Genomic DNA, 14,840 nt, shown 5'->3' with positions numbered 1-14,840 from the left:
AAGCGGCCGGGCATGAATTGTCGGGCCGTTTTGCCGAAATGAGCTGATCGAAACGAAATGGGCCGTGCGATTTTCCCTCGCCTGGCCCTTTTTGTTTGTCGATGCGCCTTGGTTTACCTGCATGGCTGGACAGGGCAGGATACGGACGATAAAAGCCATTGATTTTGCAATATAGCCGTCATTTGTGATGGCAATGATGGACTCCAGCTGTGAGCGGTGTGTGGGCATGAGCGGTGTAAATGAAATTCGGTCGACCTTTCTCGACTACTTCAAAAAGAATGGACACGAGATCGTGCCCTCCAGCCCGCTGGTGCCGCGCAACGATCCGACATTGATGTTCACCAATGCCGGCATGGTGCAGTTCAAGAACGTCTTCACCGGTCTTGAAAGCCGTCCCTATTCCACCGCCGCTTCGGCGCAGAAATGCGTGCGCGCCGGTGGCAAGCATAACGACCTCGACAATGTCGGTTATACCGCCCGTCACCATACGTTCTTCGAAATGCTCGGCAATTTCTCCTTCGGCGATTATTTCAAGGAAGAGGCGATCACCCATGCCTGGAACCTGATCACCAAGGAATTCGGCATCGACCGCAACCGGCTGCTGGTCACGGTCTATCACACCGACGACGAGGCCTTTAATCTCTGGAAGAAGATCGCCGGTTTTTCCGACGACCGCATCATCCGCATTGCGACCAGCGACAATTTCTGGGCGATGGGCGATACCGGTCCCTGTGGTCCCTGTTCGGAAATCTTCTACGATCACGGTGATCATATCTGGGGTGGCCCGCCCGGCTCGCCGGAAGAGGATGGCGACCGGTTCATCGAGATCTGGAACCTCGTCTTCATGCAATATGAGCAGCTGACGAAGGAAGAACGCATCGACCTGCCGCGCCCGTCGATCGACACCGGCATGGGCCTCGAGCGCATTTCGGCACTGCTGCAGGGCAAACACGACAATTACGACACGGACCTGTTCCGCGCATTGATCGCCGCTTCCGTCGAGGCAACCGGGGTTCCGGCCGAAGGCGAGCACCGCGCCAGCCACCGGGTCATCGCCGATCATCTGCGTTCGGCCTCCTTCCTGATTGCCGATGGCGTTCTGCCATCAAGCGAAGGTCGTGGTTATGTTCTGCGCCGCATCATGCGCCGCGCCATGCGCCATGCCGAGCTCCTGGGCTCGCGCGAGCCGCTGATCTATAGGTTGCTGCCGGCGCTGATCCAGCAGATGGGTCGCGCCTATCCCGAACTGGTTCGGGCCGAGGCGCTGATTTCCGAGACACTGAAACTTGAGGAAACCCGTTTCCGCAAGACGCTGGAACGCGGCCTGTCGCTGCTGTCCGATGCTACTTCGACCCTGCACAAGGGCGATATGCTGGATGGCGAAACCGCCTTCAAGCTTTACGACACCTATGGTTTCCCACTCGATCTGACACAGGACGCGCTGCGCGCCCGCGAAATCGGCGTCGATATTTCCGGTTTTACCGATGCCATGCAGCGCCAGAAGGCGGAAGCCCGCTCGCACTGGGCCGGCTCCGGCGATACGGCAACGGAAACCGTGTGGTTCGAGCTGAAGGAAAAGCTCGGCGCAACGGAGTTCCTGGGCTACGACACCGAAACCGCTGAGGGCGTCATTCAGGCGATCGTCAGGGATGGCAAGGCAGTCGATAGTGCTGCCGAGGGCGAGACGGTGCAAATTATCGTCAACCAGACGCCATTTTACGGTGAATCGGGCGGCCAGATGGGCGATACCGGTGTCATCGTCGGCGAAACTGGCAGCTTTGATGTCACCGGAACCCACAAAAAGGGCGAAGGCCTTTTTGTGCACTCCGGCACGGTGTCCAAGGGTGGATTGAAGGTCGATGAAGCCGTACAGCTGACGGTCGATCATGATCGCCGTTCGCGTCTGCGTGCCAACCATTCCGCAACCCACCTGCTGCATGAGGCGCTGCGCGAAGTGCTCGGCACCCATGTTGCCCAGAAGGGTTCGCTGGTTGCGCCCGAGCGCCTGCGCTTCGACGTTTCACATCCCAAGCCGATGTCGGCCGAGGAGTTGAAGGTCGTTGAGGACATGGCGAACGAGATCGTGCTGCAGAACTCGCCTGTTGTCACCCGCCTGATGAGCGTTGACGATGCCATTGCCGAAGGTGCCATGGCGCTGTTTGGTGAAAAATACGGCGACGAGGTTCGCGTGGTGTCGATGGGCACCGGCTTGCATGGCGCAAAAGCCAATCGTCCCTATTCCGTTGAGCTTTGCGGCGGCACCCATGTGGCTGCCACCGGTCAGATCGGCCTCATCCGCATTCTCGGCGAAAGCGCTGTCGGTTCCGGCGTACGTCGTCTTGAGGCCGTCACCGGTCAGGGTGCGTTCGCCTATCTTGCCGAGCAGGATGAGCGGGTGAAGGCTCTGGCGTCGTCGCTGAAGGTTCAGCCGGGCGACGTGCTGTCGCGCGTCGAAGGGCTGCTTGACGAGCGCAAGAAGCTGGAGCGTGAGCTTGCGGATGCCCGCAAGAAGCTGGCCATGGGCGGTGGTTCGTCGGATGCCGGCGCAAACGATGTGCAGCAGGTCGCGGGCGTCAATTTCCTTGCGAAATCGCTTGCTGGCATCGATGCCAAGGATCTCAAGGGTCTTGCCGATGAGGCCAAGGCCAATATCGGCTCTGGCGTCGTGCTGCTGATTGCGGTTTCCGAGGATGGTAAGGCAAGCGCCGTTGCTGCCGTTACCGAAGATCTGACGGCCCGTTTCAGTGCTGTCGATATTGTCCGCACCGCTTCGGCCGCACTTGGCGGCAAAGGCGGCGGCGGACGCCCGGATATGGCACAGGCCGGCGGCCCGGATGGCGCCAAGGCGCAGGAGGCCATCGAAGCGGTGGCCGCGGCACTGGCGGCCTGATCCGGAAAGATTGAGGAAGGGGCGGGGTTTTACCCCGCCTTTTTTCATTCTGCGCTGAGGCTGGCGAGAGACGGTATGAATCATCGAGGGCTGAAGACGGGGAGGAGGTCATGCGATGCGCTTTGTAAATCCCATCCCTTTCGTGCGCGATATAGACCGCTCCAAGGCGTTTTATCGTGACCGGCTCGGCCTCCGAATATTGCGGGACTTCGGGGATTTCGTTCTCTTTGAAGGCGTCTTTGCCATCCATGAGGGGCGGTCGCTTGAGGAGACGGTGTGGCAAGCACCATCCGGCATGGAAGAGCCGTATGGCAGGCGAAACCTGCTGCTGTATTTCGAGCACGCAGATGTGGATGCGGCTTTTCTAAATATCGCACCGCATGTGGAGCTTATTCATCCCGTTCAAGAGCAGGCCTGGGGGCAGAGAGTATTCCGCTTTTATGATCCGGACGGGCATGCAATCGAGGTCGGAGAACCATTCGGCCAATCCGAAGAATAGACCCGTCGCAAGAACCGACCCTATGGGCGATTTTCGGACAGGCCGTGGTTCGTTTTTCGCAATATCGCAGGCCGACTATCCGGTTGCCTGCAAATCCTTCGCCGCATCTTCATCAAGCTGGGCGGCACGCTTGAAGGCCGGGCGTTCGGTGAGATGCGCCATGTAGTCGATGAAGGCCGGGCGTTTTTCGATCGTGCCGAAGTGTAGCCCCCAACCGATATGGGCACCGACATAAACATCTGCTGCGGTGAAGAGATCGCCGGCGATGAAGCGGTTTTCGCTGACGGCGCGCTCAAGCGTATTCATCACATCCGCATAGCTGCCGCAGCCCGCCATGCGCAGCTTGTCGGCCGGTACTTCAAAACCCATTGCCTTCATGCTGGCCGCCATCTCCAGGGGGCCGGCAGCGAAAAACATCCAGCGATAATAAAGTCCGCGCGCCTTCGGTGTCGGAGCAAGATTTGCACCCGGAAAGGCGTCGGCCAGATAAGCACAGATAGCCGCCGCCTCGGTTACGATGGTATCGCCATGTTTGATGGCCGGCACCTTGGCCATCGGGTTTATCAGGCGGTAAGCGGGTGATTTCATCGAGGTTTCGAAGCTCAATATTTCCGTTTTATACGGAACACCCACTTCTTCGAGCATCCAGCGCGCGATGCGTCCGCGCGACATGGGATTGGTGTAGAAGATCAACTCACTCATAGTTTTGCCTCCCCAAGCAAAATAGCCGCAACCTCATGGGGAAACCCTGCGGGTTTCTCACTGGCGCGGTGTGTTTTTATAACCCGCGGCATCATTCTCACGCTCGTTGAGGATCGTACTGACGCTACGGTAAGTTTTGACTGCGCCGGGCAAGTTATCTGTAAGTAGATGCTGTTTCAGCTTTGTCTTATTGTTGTGCTGGCCACGGCACGGTGCAGAATCGAAGTCTGCGCCTAGTGCAACGTCTAATCAAGATACTGTGAACAAAAAAAGAAAACCGGGCGTTTCGGCCCGATTTTTCAGTTTTTCCACGTTTTTCTGCCCAATGCAGCCCAGATCGTGACCACGTCATGCCGAAACTTGCGGCCTATTTTCAGGCATTGGAAGAACGCGGTGTCATATGCGCTGACATGCTGGAAGGGCCGGGCGAGATCTGGCTATCGCTTCTGGTCGGAGATTTGCAGGTCAGGCGCGCGACGGGTGCACTTGGTCTCCCAGTGCAGGAGGAGGTGAGGGCGCGCTCGGCCCGTGCCGCGGCGCTGACGTTTCAGATTAGTGGCGCAAAGAAAAAACCCGGCGCTGAGGCCGGGTTTTAATGTCGCTGAGTGAAGAGGCTTAAGCCGCCATCGCCTTCTTGAGGTTCTCGTCGATCTTGTCGAGGAAAGCGGTGGTGGAGAGCCAGGGCTGGTCCGGACCGATGAGCAGGGCCAGATCCTTGGTCATGAAGCCGCTTTCGACGGTGTCGACGCAGACGGTTTCGAGCGTTGTCGCGAACTTTGCGAGTTCGGCATTGTCGTCCAGCTTGGCGCGGTGGGCGAGGCCACGGGTCCAGGCGAAGATCGAAGCGATCGAGTTGGTCGAGGTTTCCTGACCCTTCTGGTGCTGGCGGTAGTGGCGCGTCACCGTGCCGTGTGCCGCTTCGGCTTCGACCGTGCGGCCGTCCGGCGACAGGAGAACCGAGGTCATCAGGCCGAGCGAGCCGAAGCCCTGGGCAACCGTGTCGGACTGAACGTCGCCATCGTAGTTCTTGCAGGCCCAGACGTAACCGCCGGACCACTTCAGCGCGGAAGCAACCATGTCGTCGATCAGGCGGTGCTCATAGATGATGCCGACTTCGTCGAACTTCGCCTTGAACTCGGTCTGGTAGACTTCTTCGAAGATGTCCTTGAAGCGACCGTCATAGGCCTTGAGGATGGTGTTCTTGGTGGACAGGTAAACCGGCCACTTGCGCATCAGGCCGTACATCATCGATGCGCGGGCGAATTCGCGGATGGATTCGTCGAGGTTGTACATGGCAAGTGCCACGCCGGCGCTCGGAGCGTCGAAGACGTCCTTCTCGATGACCTGACCGTCTTCACCAACGAACTTGATCGTCAGCTTGCCCTTGCCGGGGAACTTGAAATCGGTTGCCTTGTACTGGTCGCCGAAAGCGTGGCGGCCGACGACGATCGGCTTGGTCCAGCCGGGAACGAGGCGCGGAACGTTCTTGCAGATGATCGGCTCGCGGAAGATGACGCCGCCCAGAATGTTGCGGATCGTGCCGTTCGGGCTCTTCCACATCTGCTTCAGGCCGAATTCCTCGACGCGTGCTTCATCCGGCGTGATCGTGGCGCACTTGATGCCGACGCCGTGCTTCTTGATGGCGTGTGCCGCATCGACGGTGACCTGGTCGTTGGTGGCATCACGGTTTTCAACCGAGAGGTCGTAATATTCGATATCGAGATCGAGGTAAGGCAGGATCAGCTTGTCCTTGATCAGCTGCCAGATGATACGGGTCATTTCGTCGCCGTCGAGATCAACGACTGGATTGGCTACCTTGATCTTTGCCATGAATTCCTCACCTTCGAAGCTGTGGCGCCTGATGACGCCGGTATCCGGAAAAATATCCGGTGCGGCTATAGCATCGCGAGCGTCTGAGGCAAAGCCATGGGGGGCGCTTTTTTGGCGCAGCGCAACAGTGGATTGCGCATTGCCAAACCACAATGCCGGAATACAGTCAGGCGAATCGCTTCGCCCGCGTGTCGGGCCTATCCCGGGATCACATCATGCGGAATATTCTGCTTCTGACTGCCGCCGTCCTCTTTTCGCACAATGCCCTTGCGGCCGGGCCTGCCGATCCCGTTCAGAAGGTGATGGACATCACCGTCAAGAACTGGTCCGGCGACGCCGAAAACTGGAAATATATTTTCGACGAGGACATGCTGACCAGCCTGTTCAGCAAGGACTTCGTCACCCAGTATCGCGAAGCATCCAAGAAGCCGGCATATGAGGCGGAAAGCGGTGAGACCGGCGATCCCTTCGGTTACGATGTGGTGACGAACTCGCAGGATGGCTGCCCGCTGGCGGATGTTTCGGTGACGCCGGGCGCGGTGAAGGACGGCGTGACTGATGTGACGGCGAAATTCAAGCTGTGGGCCTGCATGGACGAGGCGGAGATGAAGGCGACCGTCGATGAAGTTCATTTCGATGTCATCGAGGAAGACGGGCGGCCGGTGATCAGCGACATTCACCGCGTTGGCGATGAGGGCAGGGATTCGCTGCGCGAAGAGATGGCGAATATCATCAAGGGCGAGTGAGGGGTCGCGTTTGAGCCCGTTGAGGGTGATGCGAGGCTTTCGCCACAATCGTCGTCATCCTCGGGTTTGACCCGAGGATCGATTGATTTCAACGGTTTGTAGATCCTCGGGTCAAGCCCGAGGATGACGGGGTAGTGGTTTTGCTCTCATCTTCAGCAAATCCGAGCGGGATGCGTGCTCCCTCCGACTTTGATTTTAGCGCCGATCTATGCCAGTGAGGCGCGCTTTACAGTATCGGCGTTAAAGTCGATGCGGCGCTTTTGAAAACGGACAAACGACGATGGCAGGCACTAACAGTGAGCTTGAACTTCTGGCGGAAGGCCCGGCGATCATTCTGGTCGAACCGCAGCTCGGCGAAAATATCGGCATGGTGGCACGGGCGATGGCCAATTTCGGCCTTTCCGAACTGCGTCTGGTCAATCCACGTGATGGCTGGCCGAGCGAGAAGGCGCGTGCTGCCGCTTCCAAGGCCGATCATGTCATTGACGGCACCAAGGTATTCGAGACGCTGGAAGAGGCGATCAAGGATCTCAATTTCGTTTATGCCACGACGGCGCGCGAGCGTTACGGTTTCAAGCCGGTGCGCGCGCCGGTAACCGCTGCCGATACGCTCAGGGCAAAATTCAAGGCTGGCGAAAAGACCGGCATCCTGTTTGGGCGGGAGCGCTGGGGGCTGACCAATGAGGAAGTGGCGCTGGCCGACGAGATCGTGACCTTCCCCGTCAACCCCGCTTTTGCCTCGCTGAACATTGCGCAGGCTGTGCTGCTGATGTCTTATGAATGGATGAAATCAGGCATGGACGACCTGGGGGAGACGCTTTTCCAGTCCGTCGAGCAGCGACCTTCGACCAAGGAGCAGGTTTTCGGCCTGTTCGAACATATCGAGGAAGCGCTGGACGCGCGCGGTTATTTCCACCCTGCTGAAAAAAAGCCGAAAATGGTCGACAATCTGCGTGCCGTGCTGTCGAGACGGGGTTTTTCCGAGCAGGAAATCAGCGTTGTCCGCGGCGTGATCAATTCGCTCGACCGTTTCCCCCGGCAGTGGCCAAAGCAGGCAGGCCGGGCGGCGCCGTCGGCTGAGGGCGCCAATTCGGAGAGGACCGGGGAGAATGCTGAAGACGAATGAGGCCGCGGCCGATGTGCTGAAACCGGTGCTGGTGTTTGATTCCGGCATTGGCGGGCTGACTGTGCTGCGCGAAGCGCGCGTGCTGATGCCCGAGCGCGGTTTCATTTATGTGGCCGACGATGCGGGTTTTCCCTATGGCGGCTGGGAAGAGGAGGCGCTGAAGACGCGTATTCTCTCGCTCTTCGAAACGCTGCTACAGGACTACAGCCCGGAAGTCTGCATCATCGCCTGCAACACCGCCTTCACACTGGCCGGTGCCGATCTTCGCGCCCGGTTTCCGGACATGACGTTCGTCGGCACCGTTCCCGCCATCAAACCGGCTGCGGAGCGCACCCGCTCCGGCCTCGTCTCCGTGCTGGCGACGCCGGGTACCGTCAAGCGTGCCTATACGCGTGATCTCATCCAGTCCTTCGCCACACAGTGCCATGTCCGTCTCGTGGGCTCTGAAAATCTGGCGCGCATGGCGGAAAGCTGGATCAGGGGTGAGCCGGTTTCGGACGAGGCGGTTCTGGCTGAAATCGAACCCTGCTTCATCGACAGTGACGGCAAGCGCACCGATATCGTCGTTCTCGCCTGCACCCATTACCCCTTCATGGCCAATGTGTTTCGCCGGCTGGCACCCTGGCCGGTGGACTGGCTTGATCCGGCGGAGGCGATTGCAAGGCGGGCGCGCCATCTGGTGCCGCTGCCGCAGGATGCGGAACACCCCGATGGCTTCGACTTTGCCGTCTTCACATCGGGCAAGCCGGACTTCGCCACGCGGCGGCTGATGCAGGGGTTTGGGCTCAGCGTTTCGGCAGCCTGAGCGCCTGTTGTATTTTTGCATCTATCTCATTTGACTTTTACAATTCGAGATTGCGACCACTTGTCGCGCCTGACATCTCGTGTAAGATGCTCCTCGTGTGTAACCGCTATAAAAGGAGGCGTGGAATGACTGACGATTTTAATATGCGCCTTAACGGCATGTCTGGCATTTCCGGCATGGTCATCGGTGGTTACATGGTCCGAGGCATCAACCTCCGATAAGGCTTATTGCCTGATTTCCTTGCCGTTTGGCATTTTCACTTCGTTCGACATCGGAAATTGCGCGTTCGCGTGGCCTGAGTGCTGCGCCCGTCGTTCCGGCATGTCGTTTTCCATCGATAAAGGACCTGGCTGCTTCGCTGCGCCGGGATGGATCTCCATGCAAAAAAATCAACCATTGGTAGCATATGCGCTGCCGGATGCGGTCGACCGTTTGTTCGTCACGTTCGGCGTCTGGAAAACCCTAAGGGCGGTTCTCGTTGCGGCCATGGTGCCGCGTGCACCGCCGACGGATATCACCGATCTACCCGAACGTATGCTGGATGATATCGGCCTCGAGCCATCCGAGCGGAAGATGCGTCGGGACTGGGCACCACCTTACTGGGCGCCGCGGTTTTGAGTTGGGGCAACTGCACTTCGCCGGCCCGAAAGGTTCGGCGAAGCTGTTGCCGGTTTTGTGAAACCAACGTCATGATCCCGTGCTTTCGTCGTATTTTTGGAGTGGAATTTTATGCGAATCCGAAAAGTCACCGCGACCGATATCGAGCTGCTTTGCCCTGTGTTTGTCGATATGGAGCGGCATTACGAGGGGGCGGGCGCGATTGGTGAGGCGGCGGTGCGGACCCGTCTCGGACATTTTTTACAGTCCGGCAACGGTATCATGCTTGTCGCTGTCGATGACGGCGCTCGGGGCATTCTCTCTATGTTCGAGATGTTTCCTGGTGTCGCGCTGCGGCCGGTCTGGTTCATGAAGGAACTTTACGTTGCGGAATGGGCGAGGGGGCGTGGTGTCGGTGAAGCGCTGATCCGTGAGGCGGCAAAAATTGTCGTCGAACAGGGTGGTTCGCGGCTCGATTTCACGACGGGTCGCGACAATAGCGGCGCGCAACGGTTCTACAGCCGTGTTGGCGCAAACGAGGTGGAGTGTGCTTTCCTCCGCTTCGACGAGGCTGCACTTACGCGTCTTGCCGAGCAGGAGACGGAGCTCTTGCCAGAGTAGGATTTCCGTGGCTTGCTCACCGCATCGAGTGAAGGGAGATTTCCATCATGCCTTTGGAGAACTGGCTGGCCTTCGTGGCCGCATCCGCCATCATGCTCGCCATTCCGGGACCGACGATCCTGTTGGTGATTTCTTACGCGCTCGGCCATGGCCGCAAGGCGAGCACCGCGACGGTGACGGGCGTGGCGCTGGGTGATTTCACTGCCATGACGGCCTCAATGCTGGGGCTCGGCGCGCTGCTTGCCACATCGGCCGCTCTTTTCACCGGTCTGAAATGGATTGGCGCCGCCTACCTCATCTATCTCGGCATCAAGCTGTGGCGTTCACCGATCAGCGGCGAAGGCGCGGACGGCAAGGGTGTGACGGGCCGTGAAAGACCGCTCAAAATCTTCCTGCATGCCTATATCGTCACCGCGCTGAACCCGAAAAGCATCGTGTTTTTCGTCGCCTTCCTGCCGCAATTTCTGGTGCCGACATTGCCCTTCTGGCCGCAGGTGCTGATATTCGAGGTGACCTTCCTGGTGCTTGCCACCGTCAATGCCGCCCTTTATGGACTTCTGGCAAGTGCCGCCCGCAACACGATCCGCAAGCCGAATGTTCAGCGCATCGTCAACCGCACGGGTGGTGGTCTCCTGATCGGCGCCGGTCTCATTGCCTTTGGCTGGAAGAGGGCGGTCGCGCCGTAAGGCAACTCTTGATCGCCTGAAATTCGGACATAACAAAATGGCATTGCCGCATATACTTCTCGCCCTGATCACCGTGTTTTTGTGGGGCTTCAACTTCGTCGCCATCAAGGTCGGCGTCACCGACATGCCGCCTTTGTTTCTGACGGGTGTACGTTATTTCTTTGCAGCCGTGCCGCTGGTATTCTTCCTGCCGAAACCCAATGTGCCGTGGCGGCATATGATCGTGTACGGCATGGCGATGGGCTTCGTGCAGTTCGGCCTGCTTTATCCGGCCATCAAGCTCGGCCTGCCGGCGGGGCTCGCTTCGCTCGTCATGCAGTCGCAGGCCTTCTTCACGCTGGCGCTTGCCGTGGTGTTTCTCGGCGAGCGGCCGTTGCCTTCACAGATCATCGGCGCGATCATTGCTTTTGGCGGGCTGGCGGTCATCGGCGTGGAACGCATGACGGTCGCAGCCCTGGTACCGCTTCTGATGGGCGTCGGCTCGGCCATTGCCTGGGCCTGCGGCAACATCGTCAACCGCCGCATCGGCCAGGTGAATGCGGTTTCCTTTGTCGCATGGACGAGCCTTGTGCCAGTTCTGCCGTTGATCCTGCTTTCGCTGGTGGTGGAAGGACCTGAAGCGATTGCGGAAGGCGTGCTCAATGCGACGCCGACGATGGCTCTCGTGGTGATCTACATGGCCTATGGTGCGACGATTGTCGGCGCGGGCATCTGGAGTTACCTGCTTCTGCGTTATCCGGCCGGAACGGTGGCGCCGTTTTCACTGCTGGTGCCGATTGTCGGTTTCATCAGCGCCTATCTCGCTTTCGCAGAGCATATCACCGTCTTTGAAGTGGTCGGCGCCGCATTGGTCATCATCGGGCTGATGCTGAATGTGTTCGGCAGACGGCTTGCATTTTTGCGGGTCTCGTCCGGGGCGGCTTAGAGGCGGTGCAATTGCCTGTGCATTATCGGCACGGGGCAGACGCAACCGGCGATTTTTTTGGTAAAGAGCATGTTCGGCCGCCGCCAAGAGAATCGGCCGCATCAGATGCAGCACGAGGAATTGAACATTGCAGGTCGGCATCGACATGGGGACCCTATCGGGCGGGCAGCAGGCCAAGCTCGATATCGAGGAATTGCTTGCGACGCGTTTGCTGGTGCAGGGCAATTCCGGTTCCGGCAAGTCGCATCTGCTGCGCCGGCTGCTGGAGCAATCGGCGCCATGGGTGCAGCAGGTCATCATCGATCCCGAGGGCGATTTCGTCACGCTTTCCGACAGGTTCGGCCATGTGGTGGTGGATGGCGAACGCACGGAAGCCGAGCTTGCCGGCATTGCCAACCGCATTCGCCAGCACCGCGTTTCATGCGTGCTGACGCTGGAAGGCCTTGATGTCGAACAGCAGATGCGGGCCGCAGCCGCCTTCCTCAACGGCCTGTTCGATGCCGACCGCGAATTCTGGTATCCCGTGCTTGTGGTGGTGGATGAGGCGCAGATGTTTGCGCCCTCCGTTGCTGGTGAAGTGACGGAAGATGCGCGCAAGGCGTCGCTGGGCGCCATGACCAATCTGATGTGCCGTGGCCGTAAGCGCGGTCTTGCCGGCGTCATCGCCACGCAGCGTCTGGCGAAGCTTGCCAAGAACGTGGCAGCGGAAGCCTCGAACTTCCTGATGGGCCGCACCTTTCTCGATATCGACATGGCGCGCGCGGCTGACCTTCTTGGCATGGATCGGCGACAGGCGGAAATGTTCCGCGATCTGCAGCGCGGCAATTTCGTGGCGCTCGGCCCGGCGCTCTCACGTCGCCCGCTGCCCATCGTCATTGGAGCGGTGGAGACCTCGGCGCGCTCATCCTCGCCAAAGCTGATGCCGCTACCGGATGCGCCCCAGGATGTGGAAGACCTGATCTTCACGCCGGACCCGGAAGAATTCACGCGCGCCGCCGTGCGCCGTACGCCGCCCGCGCCGCGTCCGACCACGGACATTCTGGCAGAGCTTTCCCGTTCCACACCCGCCGCCGTCGGCCCTACACCGGAGCAATCGCCGCGCGCAGGTCAGCCGGAACTGACGCCGGAAGAGCGTGAGGAAAAGATCGGTGCGGTTCTTGTGGAAATTCTCGACGATCCGCAATCGGCCTATCGCACGGATGCCGTGCTTTATCAGGATTTTCTGGTGCGCGCCCGTATGCGCCGTATTCCCGGCACGCCAATGACGCTGGCGGAATTCCGCCGGCAGGTGGCGATTGCCCGCTCCGGTGTGGATGCGGCGATGGCGGCAAGCGAAGGCTGGGAAAAGGCGCTGGAATTGTCGATGTCGGTTTCCGATGATCTGCAGGGGGTCTTCCTGCTGCTCGTCAAGGCGGCGCTGGGTGAAGAGCCTTGTCCGTCGGATGCCCGCATTGCCCGGGCCTATGGCACCCATTCCGCCCGCCGCGCGCGGCGCCTCCTCGGTTATTTCGAGGAGAAGGAGCTCGTGGTGGTGCATGCCGATTTCTCCGGAAAGCGCATCGTGGCGTTTCCCGATCTCGACGCAAAAACTGCACCCGGCGATGCGGATGCGGCTGAGGATGATACGCGGCTTGCGGCGGAGTAATCGCTATTCTGCAAAAAGCCGCATTGCGGAGCCGATTGTCGTGTATAGGCCGACAAGGCTGAGGGCCAGGACGCAAACCAAAGAGACGATCACCAATATCGAGGTCATGCGATGCGACCGTTGATAGGGACGAGCGCCGATATCCGTTTGTATTGGAAGGATGTGGGAGAGCTGCGCGGCGGTCCATCCGCTGCGTTCGAATTCCGGCGAAGCGATAAACTCCGCCAGATGCCGTTGCCGTCTCATGGAAGAGGGCAACTGCGCCAGAAAGCGTTGCGGTTCGCGCCTGTCATTTCTTGAGAGGAAGATATCAATCGCTTCCCGGAAGCGCTCGTCCCTTGCGCCCGAGCAGAACAACATACGCCCCGCTTCGATGAGATCATTCATCTCAAGCAGCACTTCGCCATATTTTTGAAAGAGCGCCAGATTGACTTCAGGATGGCTGAGCCTGCCTTGAAGGATTTCCTTCGCGCGCCAGAATTTCTGTTCGGAAATGGCCTGATCTACGGGTTCAAAGGTCATTTTAACGCAATGAGTTTCTTATATCGGAGCAAATAGATTTTCGTCTCGGCAGCAATAGTACGAAGTTTATATTTTCACTATCAAAAAAGAAAGAGGAGGCGTCACCGCCTCCTCCTTGCTCATCATTACTCGACTGCCTTCACTTCCTTGCGTGTCGCGATCAGCGAACCGATGATGCCGGTTGCGAGGATGGCGACCGTGACGCCGAGTGAGACGGCGGGCGGGATCTTGGCGATGCCGAGCATATCGGCGACGAAGATTTTCGAACCGACGAAGACCAGTACCGCAGCCAGCGCATATTTCAGATAAGCGAAGCGGTGGATCAGGGCGGCGAGCGCAAAATAGAGGGCGCGCAGGCCAAGAATCGCGAAGATGTTCGAGGTGTAGACGATAAACGGATCGGTGGTGATCGCGAAGATCGCCGGGATCGAATCGACCGCGAAGATCAGGTCGGCGATTTCAACCATGATGAGCGCCAGGAAGAGCGGCGTCACGAAGGTTTTCAGCTTGCCGGTGGTCGCATCCGTTTCCTTGACGAAGAACTTCTCGCCATGCAGCTTCTCCGTCACCGGAAGGCGGTTGCGCAGGAACTTCAGGATGCGGTTGTTGCCGATATCGGCCTCGTCATGGTCGGACGAGAACAGCATCTTGAGGCCCGTGAAGACGAGGAAGGCCGCAAAGAGATAAAGCACCCAGTGGAAGTTTTCGACGATGGCCGCACCGCCGGCGATCATGATGCCGCGCAGGATGATGACGCCGAGGATACCCCAGAGCAGCACACGATGCTGGTACTGACGGGGAATGGCGAAATAAGAGAAGATCATGGCGATGATGAAGATATTGTCCATCGCCAGGCTTTTTTCGACCACGAAGCCGGTGACATATTCCATCGCAGATTGCTGGCCGGACTGATACCAGATCCAGCCGCCGAAGGCCAAACCGATGGCGATGTAAAAGCCGGACATCAGCAGGCTTTCGCGAATGCCGATTTCCTTGGAATTCTTGTGCAGCACGCCGAGATCGAGCGCCAGGAGGCCAAGGACAAGAGAAATGAAGACCGCCCACATCCATGTGGGGGTACCGAGAAAATCGTTGAGGAGAAACTCCATCAGTCAACCTTTAGCCGGACGAGGTTGGCTTTGCGGATGGGGAACGTGTGTCAAGAATATACGTGGGCCCCAACCTAAAGAAACTCGACATCACGTGTTGTCCGGTAACACGTCAGAGGGGCCCGAGTTCTGATCAC

Annotated in this window: 15 protein-coding genes; 11 read left to right on the top strand and 4 right to left on the bottom strand. The window is 58.9% G+C overall.

Annotated features, from left to right (window positions below):
* Positions 1-226: 226 nt before the first annotated feature.
* Both alaS and EXN68_RS06565 read left to right on the top strand, forming a co-directional pair.
* Positions 227-2,890, top strand: coding sequence for an alanine--tRNA ligase (alaS, locus tag EXN68_RS06570; protein ID WP_142840137.1), 2,664 nt, complete (start codon positions 227-229; stop codon positions 2,888-2,890).
* Positions 2,891-3,005: 115 nt separating this feature from the next.
* A complete protein-coding gene (locus tag EXN68_RS06565; RefSeq protein WP_142840136.1) occupies positions 3,006-3,389 on the top strand; it encodes a VOC family protein in 384 nt (127 codons plus the stop codon).
* A gap of 75 nt (positions 3,390-3,464) precedes the next feature.
* Here EXN68_RS06565 and EXN68_RS06560 read toward each other — a convergent pair whose 3' ends face one another.
* A complete protein-coding gene (locus EXN68_RS06560) occupies positions 3,465-4,091 on the bottom strand; it encodes a glutathione S-transferase family protein (RefSeq protein WP_142840135.1) in 627 nt (208 codons plus the stop codon).
* A gap of 350 nt (positions 4,092-4,441) precedes the next feature.
* Between EXN68_RS06560 and EXN68_RS06555 the strand changes: the two genes are divergently transcribed.
* Positions 4,442-4,687 carry a hypothetical protein gene (locus tag EXN68_RS06555; protein ID WP_142840134.1) on the top strand — a complete coding sequence of 82 codons (246 nt, stop codon included), beginning with the start codon at positions 4,442-4,444 and terminating at the stop codon, positions 4,685-4,687.
* Positions 4,688-4,706: 19 nt separating this feature from the next.
* On the opposite strand, the gene EXN68_RS06550 is transcribed toward EXN68_RS06555, so the two are convergent.
* Positions 4,707-5,921 (bottom strand): NADP-dependent isocitrate dehydrogenase, encoded by a 1,215-nt coding sequence (locus EXN68_RS06550; RefSeq protein ID WP_046798443.1) that lies wholly within the window; start codon positions 5,919-5,921, stop codon positions 4,707-4,709.
* 215 nt (positions 5,922-6,136) lie between these two features.
* Between EXN68_RS06550 and EXN68_RS06545 the strand changes: the two genes are divergently transcribed.
* The 8 genes from EXN68_RS06545 (at position 6,137) to EXN68_RS06510 (ending at position 13,072) form a co-directional block, all read left to right on the top strand.
* Entirely contained in the window at positions 6,137-6,667 is a 531-nt protein-coding gene (locus EXN68_RS06545; protein ID WP_161991228.1) for a hypothetical protein, read from the top strand.
* Between the two features lie 280 nt (positions 6,668-6,947).
* Entirely contained in the window at positions 6,948-7,793 is an 846-nt protein-coding gene (locus EXN68_RS06540) for an RNA methyltransferase (protein WP_142840133.1), read from the top strand.
* Positions 7,777-8,598 carry a glutamate racemase gene (murI, locus tag EXN68_RS06535; protein ID WP_142840132.1) on the top strand — a complete coding sequence of 274 codons (822 nt, stop codon included), beginning with the start codon at positions 7,777-7,779 and terminating at the stop codon, positions 8,596-8,598. Before EXN68_RS06540 ends, murI begins: the two co-directional genes overlap by 17 nt.
* 378 nt (positions 8,599-8,976) lie before the next feature.
* A complete protein-coding gene (locus EXN68_RS06530) occupies positions 8,977-9,216 on the top strand; it encodes a hypothetical protein (protein ID WP_142840131.1) in 240 nt (79 codons plus the stop codon).
* A 111-nt stretch (positions 9,217-9,327) separates the two neighbouring features.
* Complete coding sequence (locus EXN68_RS06525; RefSeq protein WP_142840130.1) at positions 9,328-9,816, top strand: GNAT family N-acetyltransferase; 489 nt, start codon at positions 9,328-9,330, stop codon at positions 9,814-9,816.
* A gap of 47 nt (positions 9,817-9,863) precedes the next feature.
* The gene (locus tag EXN68_RS06520; protein WP_142840129.1) at positions 9,864-10,502 is read left to right on the top strand and encodes a LysE family translocator; all 639 of its coding nucleotides are present in this window, start codon (positions 9,864-9,866) and stop codon (positions 10,500-10,502) included.
* 37 nt (positions 10,503-10,539) lie between these two features.
* The gene (locus tag EXN68_RS06515) at positions 10,540-11,427 is read left to right on the top strand and encodes an EamA family transporter (protein ID WP_142840128.1); all 888 of its coding nucleotides are present in this window, start codon (positions 10,540-10,542) and stop codon (positions 11,425-11,427) included.
* A 127-nt stretch (positions 11,428-11,554) separates the two neighbouring features.
* Positions 11,555-13,072: a helicase HerA domain-containing protein gene (locus EXN68_RS06510; protein ID WP_142840127.1), complete on the top strand. Its 1,518-nt coding sequence runs from the start codon at positions 11,555-11,557 to the stop codon at positions 13,070-13,072.
* A gap of 3 nt (positions 13,073-13,075) precedes the next feature.
* On the opposite strand, the gene EXN68_RS06505 is transcribed toward EXN68_RS06510, so the two are convergent.
* Both EXN68_RS06505 and EXN68_RS06500 read right to left on the bottom strand, forming a co-directional pair.
* Positions 13,076-13,459 (bottom strand): hypothetical protein, encoded by a 384-nt coding sequence (locus EXN68_RS06505; RefSeq protein WP_237681373.1) that lies wholly within the window; start codon positions 13,457-13,459, stop codon positions 13,076-13,078.
* Positions 13,460-13,719: 260 nt separating this feature from the next.
* The gene (locus EXN68_RS06500; protein WP_142840125.1) at positions 13,720-14,703 is read right to left on the bottom strand and encodes a TerC family protein; all 984 of its coding nucleotides are present in this window, start codon (positions 14,701-14,703) and stop codon (positions 13,720-13,722) included.
* Between the last annotated feature and the right edge of the window lie 137 nt (positions 14,704-14,840).

Origin of the sequence: Martinezella rhizogenes (assembly GCF_007002745.1) — a bacterium.
Classification (GTDB): domain Bacteria; phylum Pseudomonadota; class Alphaproteobacteria; order Rhizobiales; family Rhizobiaceae; genus Agrobacterium; species Agrobacterium cucumeris.
Note: the sequence above shows the minus strand (reverse complement) of the source record. Positions and strands in the feature narration are given on the sequence as shown.

Bases quoted from the DNA above. Each gene is read 5' to 3' on its own strand.
- EXN68_RS06550 (WP_046798443.1), bottom strand. From the start codon at position 5,921: ATGGCAAAGATCAAGGTAGCCAATCCAGTCGTTGATCTCGACGGCGAC.
- EXN68_RS06515 (WP_142840128.1), top strand. From the start codon at position 10,540: ATGGCATTGCCGCATATACTTCTCGCCCTGATCACCGTGTTTTTGTGG.
- EXN68_RS06505 (WP_237681373.1), bottom strand. From the start codon at position 13,459: ATGAATGATCTCATCGAAGCGGGGCGTATGTTGTTCTGCTCGGGCGCA.
- EXN68_RS06525 (WP_142840130.1), top strand. From the start codon at position 9,328: ATGCGAATCCGAAAAGTCACCGCGACCGATATCGAGCTGCTTTGCCCT.
- EXN68_RS06545 (WP_161991228.1), top strand. From the start codon at position 6,137: ATGCGGAATATTCTGCTTCTGACTGCCGCCGTCCTCTTTTCGCACAAT.
- EXN68_RS06565 (WP_142840136.1), top strand. From the start codon at position 3,006: ATGCGCTTTGTAAATCCCATCCCTTTCGTGCGCGATATAGACCGCTCC.
- EXN68_RS06530 (WP_142840131.1), top strand. From the start codon at position 8,977: ATGCAAAAAAATCAACCATTGGTAGCATATGCGCTGCCGGATGCGGTC.
- EXN68_RS06555 (WP_142840134.1), top strand. From the start codon at position 4,442: ATGCCGAAACTTGCGGCCTATTTTCAGGCATTGGAAGAACGCGGTGTC.
- alaS (WP_142840137.1), top strand. From the start codon at position 227: ATGAGCGGTGTAAATGAAATTCGGTCGACCTTTCTCGACTACTTCAAA.
- EXN68_RS06520 (WP_142840129.1), top strand. From the start codon at position 9,864: ATGCCTTTGGAGAACTGGCTGGCCTTCGTGGCCGCATCCGCCATCATG.
- EXN68_RS06540 (WP_142840133.1), top strand. From the start codon at position 6,948: ATGGCAGGCACTAACAGTGAGCTTGAACTTCTGGCGGAAGGCCCGGCG.
- murI (WP_142840132.1), top strand. From the start codon at position 7,777: ATGCTGAAGACGAATGAGGCCGCGGCCGATGTGCTGAAACCGGTGCTG.
- EXN68_RS06500 (WP_142840125.1), bottom strand. From the start codon at position 14,703: ATGGAGTTTCTCCTCAACGATTTTCTCGGTACCCCCACATGGATGTGG.
- EXN68_RS06560 (WP_142840135.1), bottom strand. From the start codon at position 4,091: ATGAGTGAGTTGATCTTCTACACCAATCCCATGTCGCGCGGACGCATC.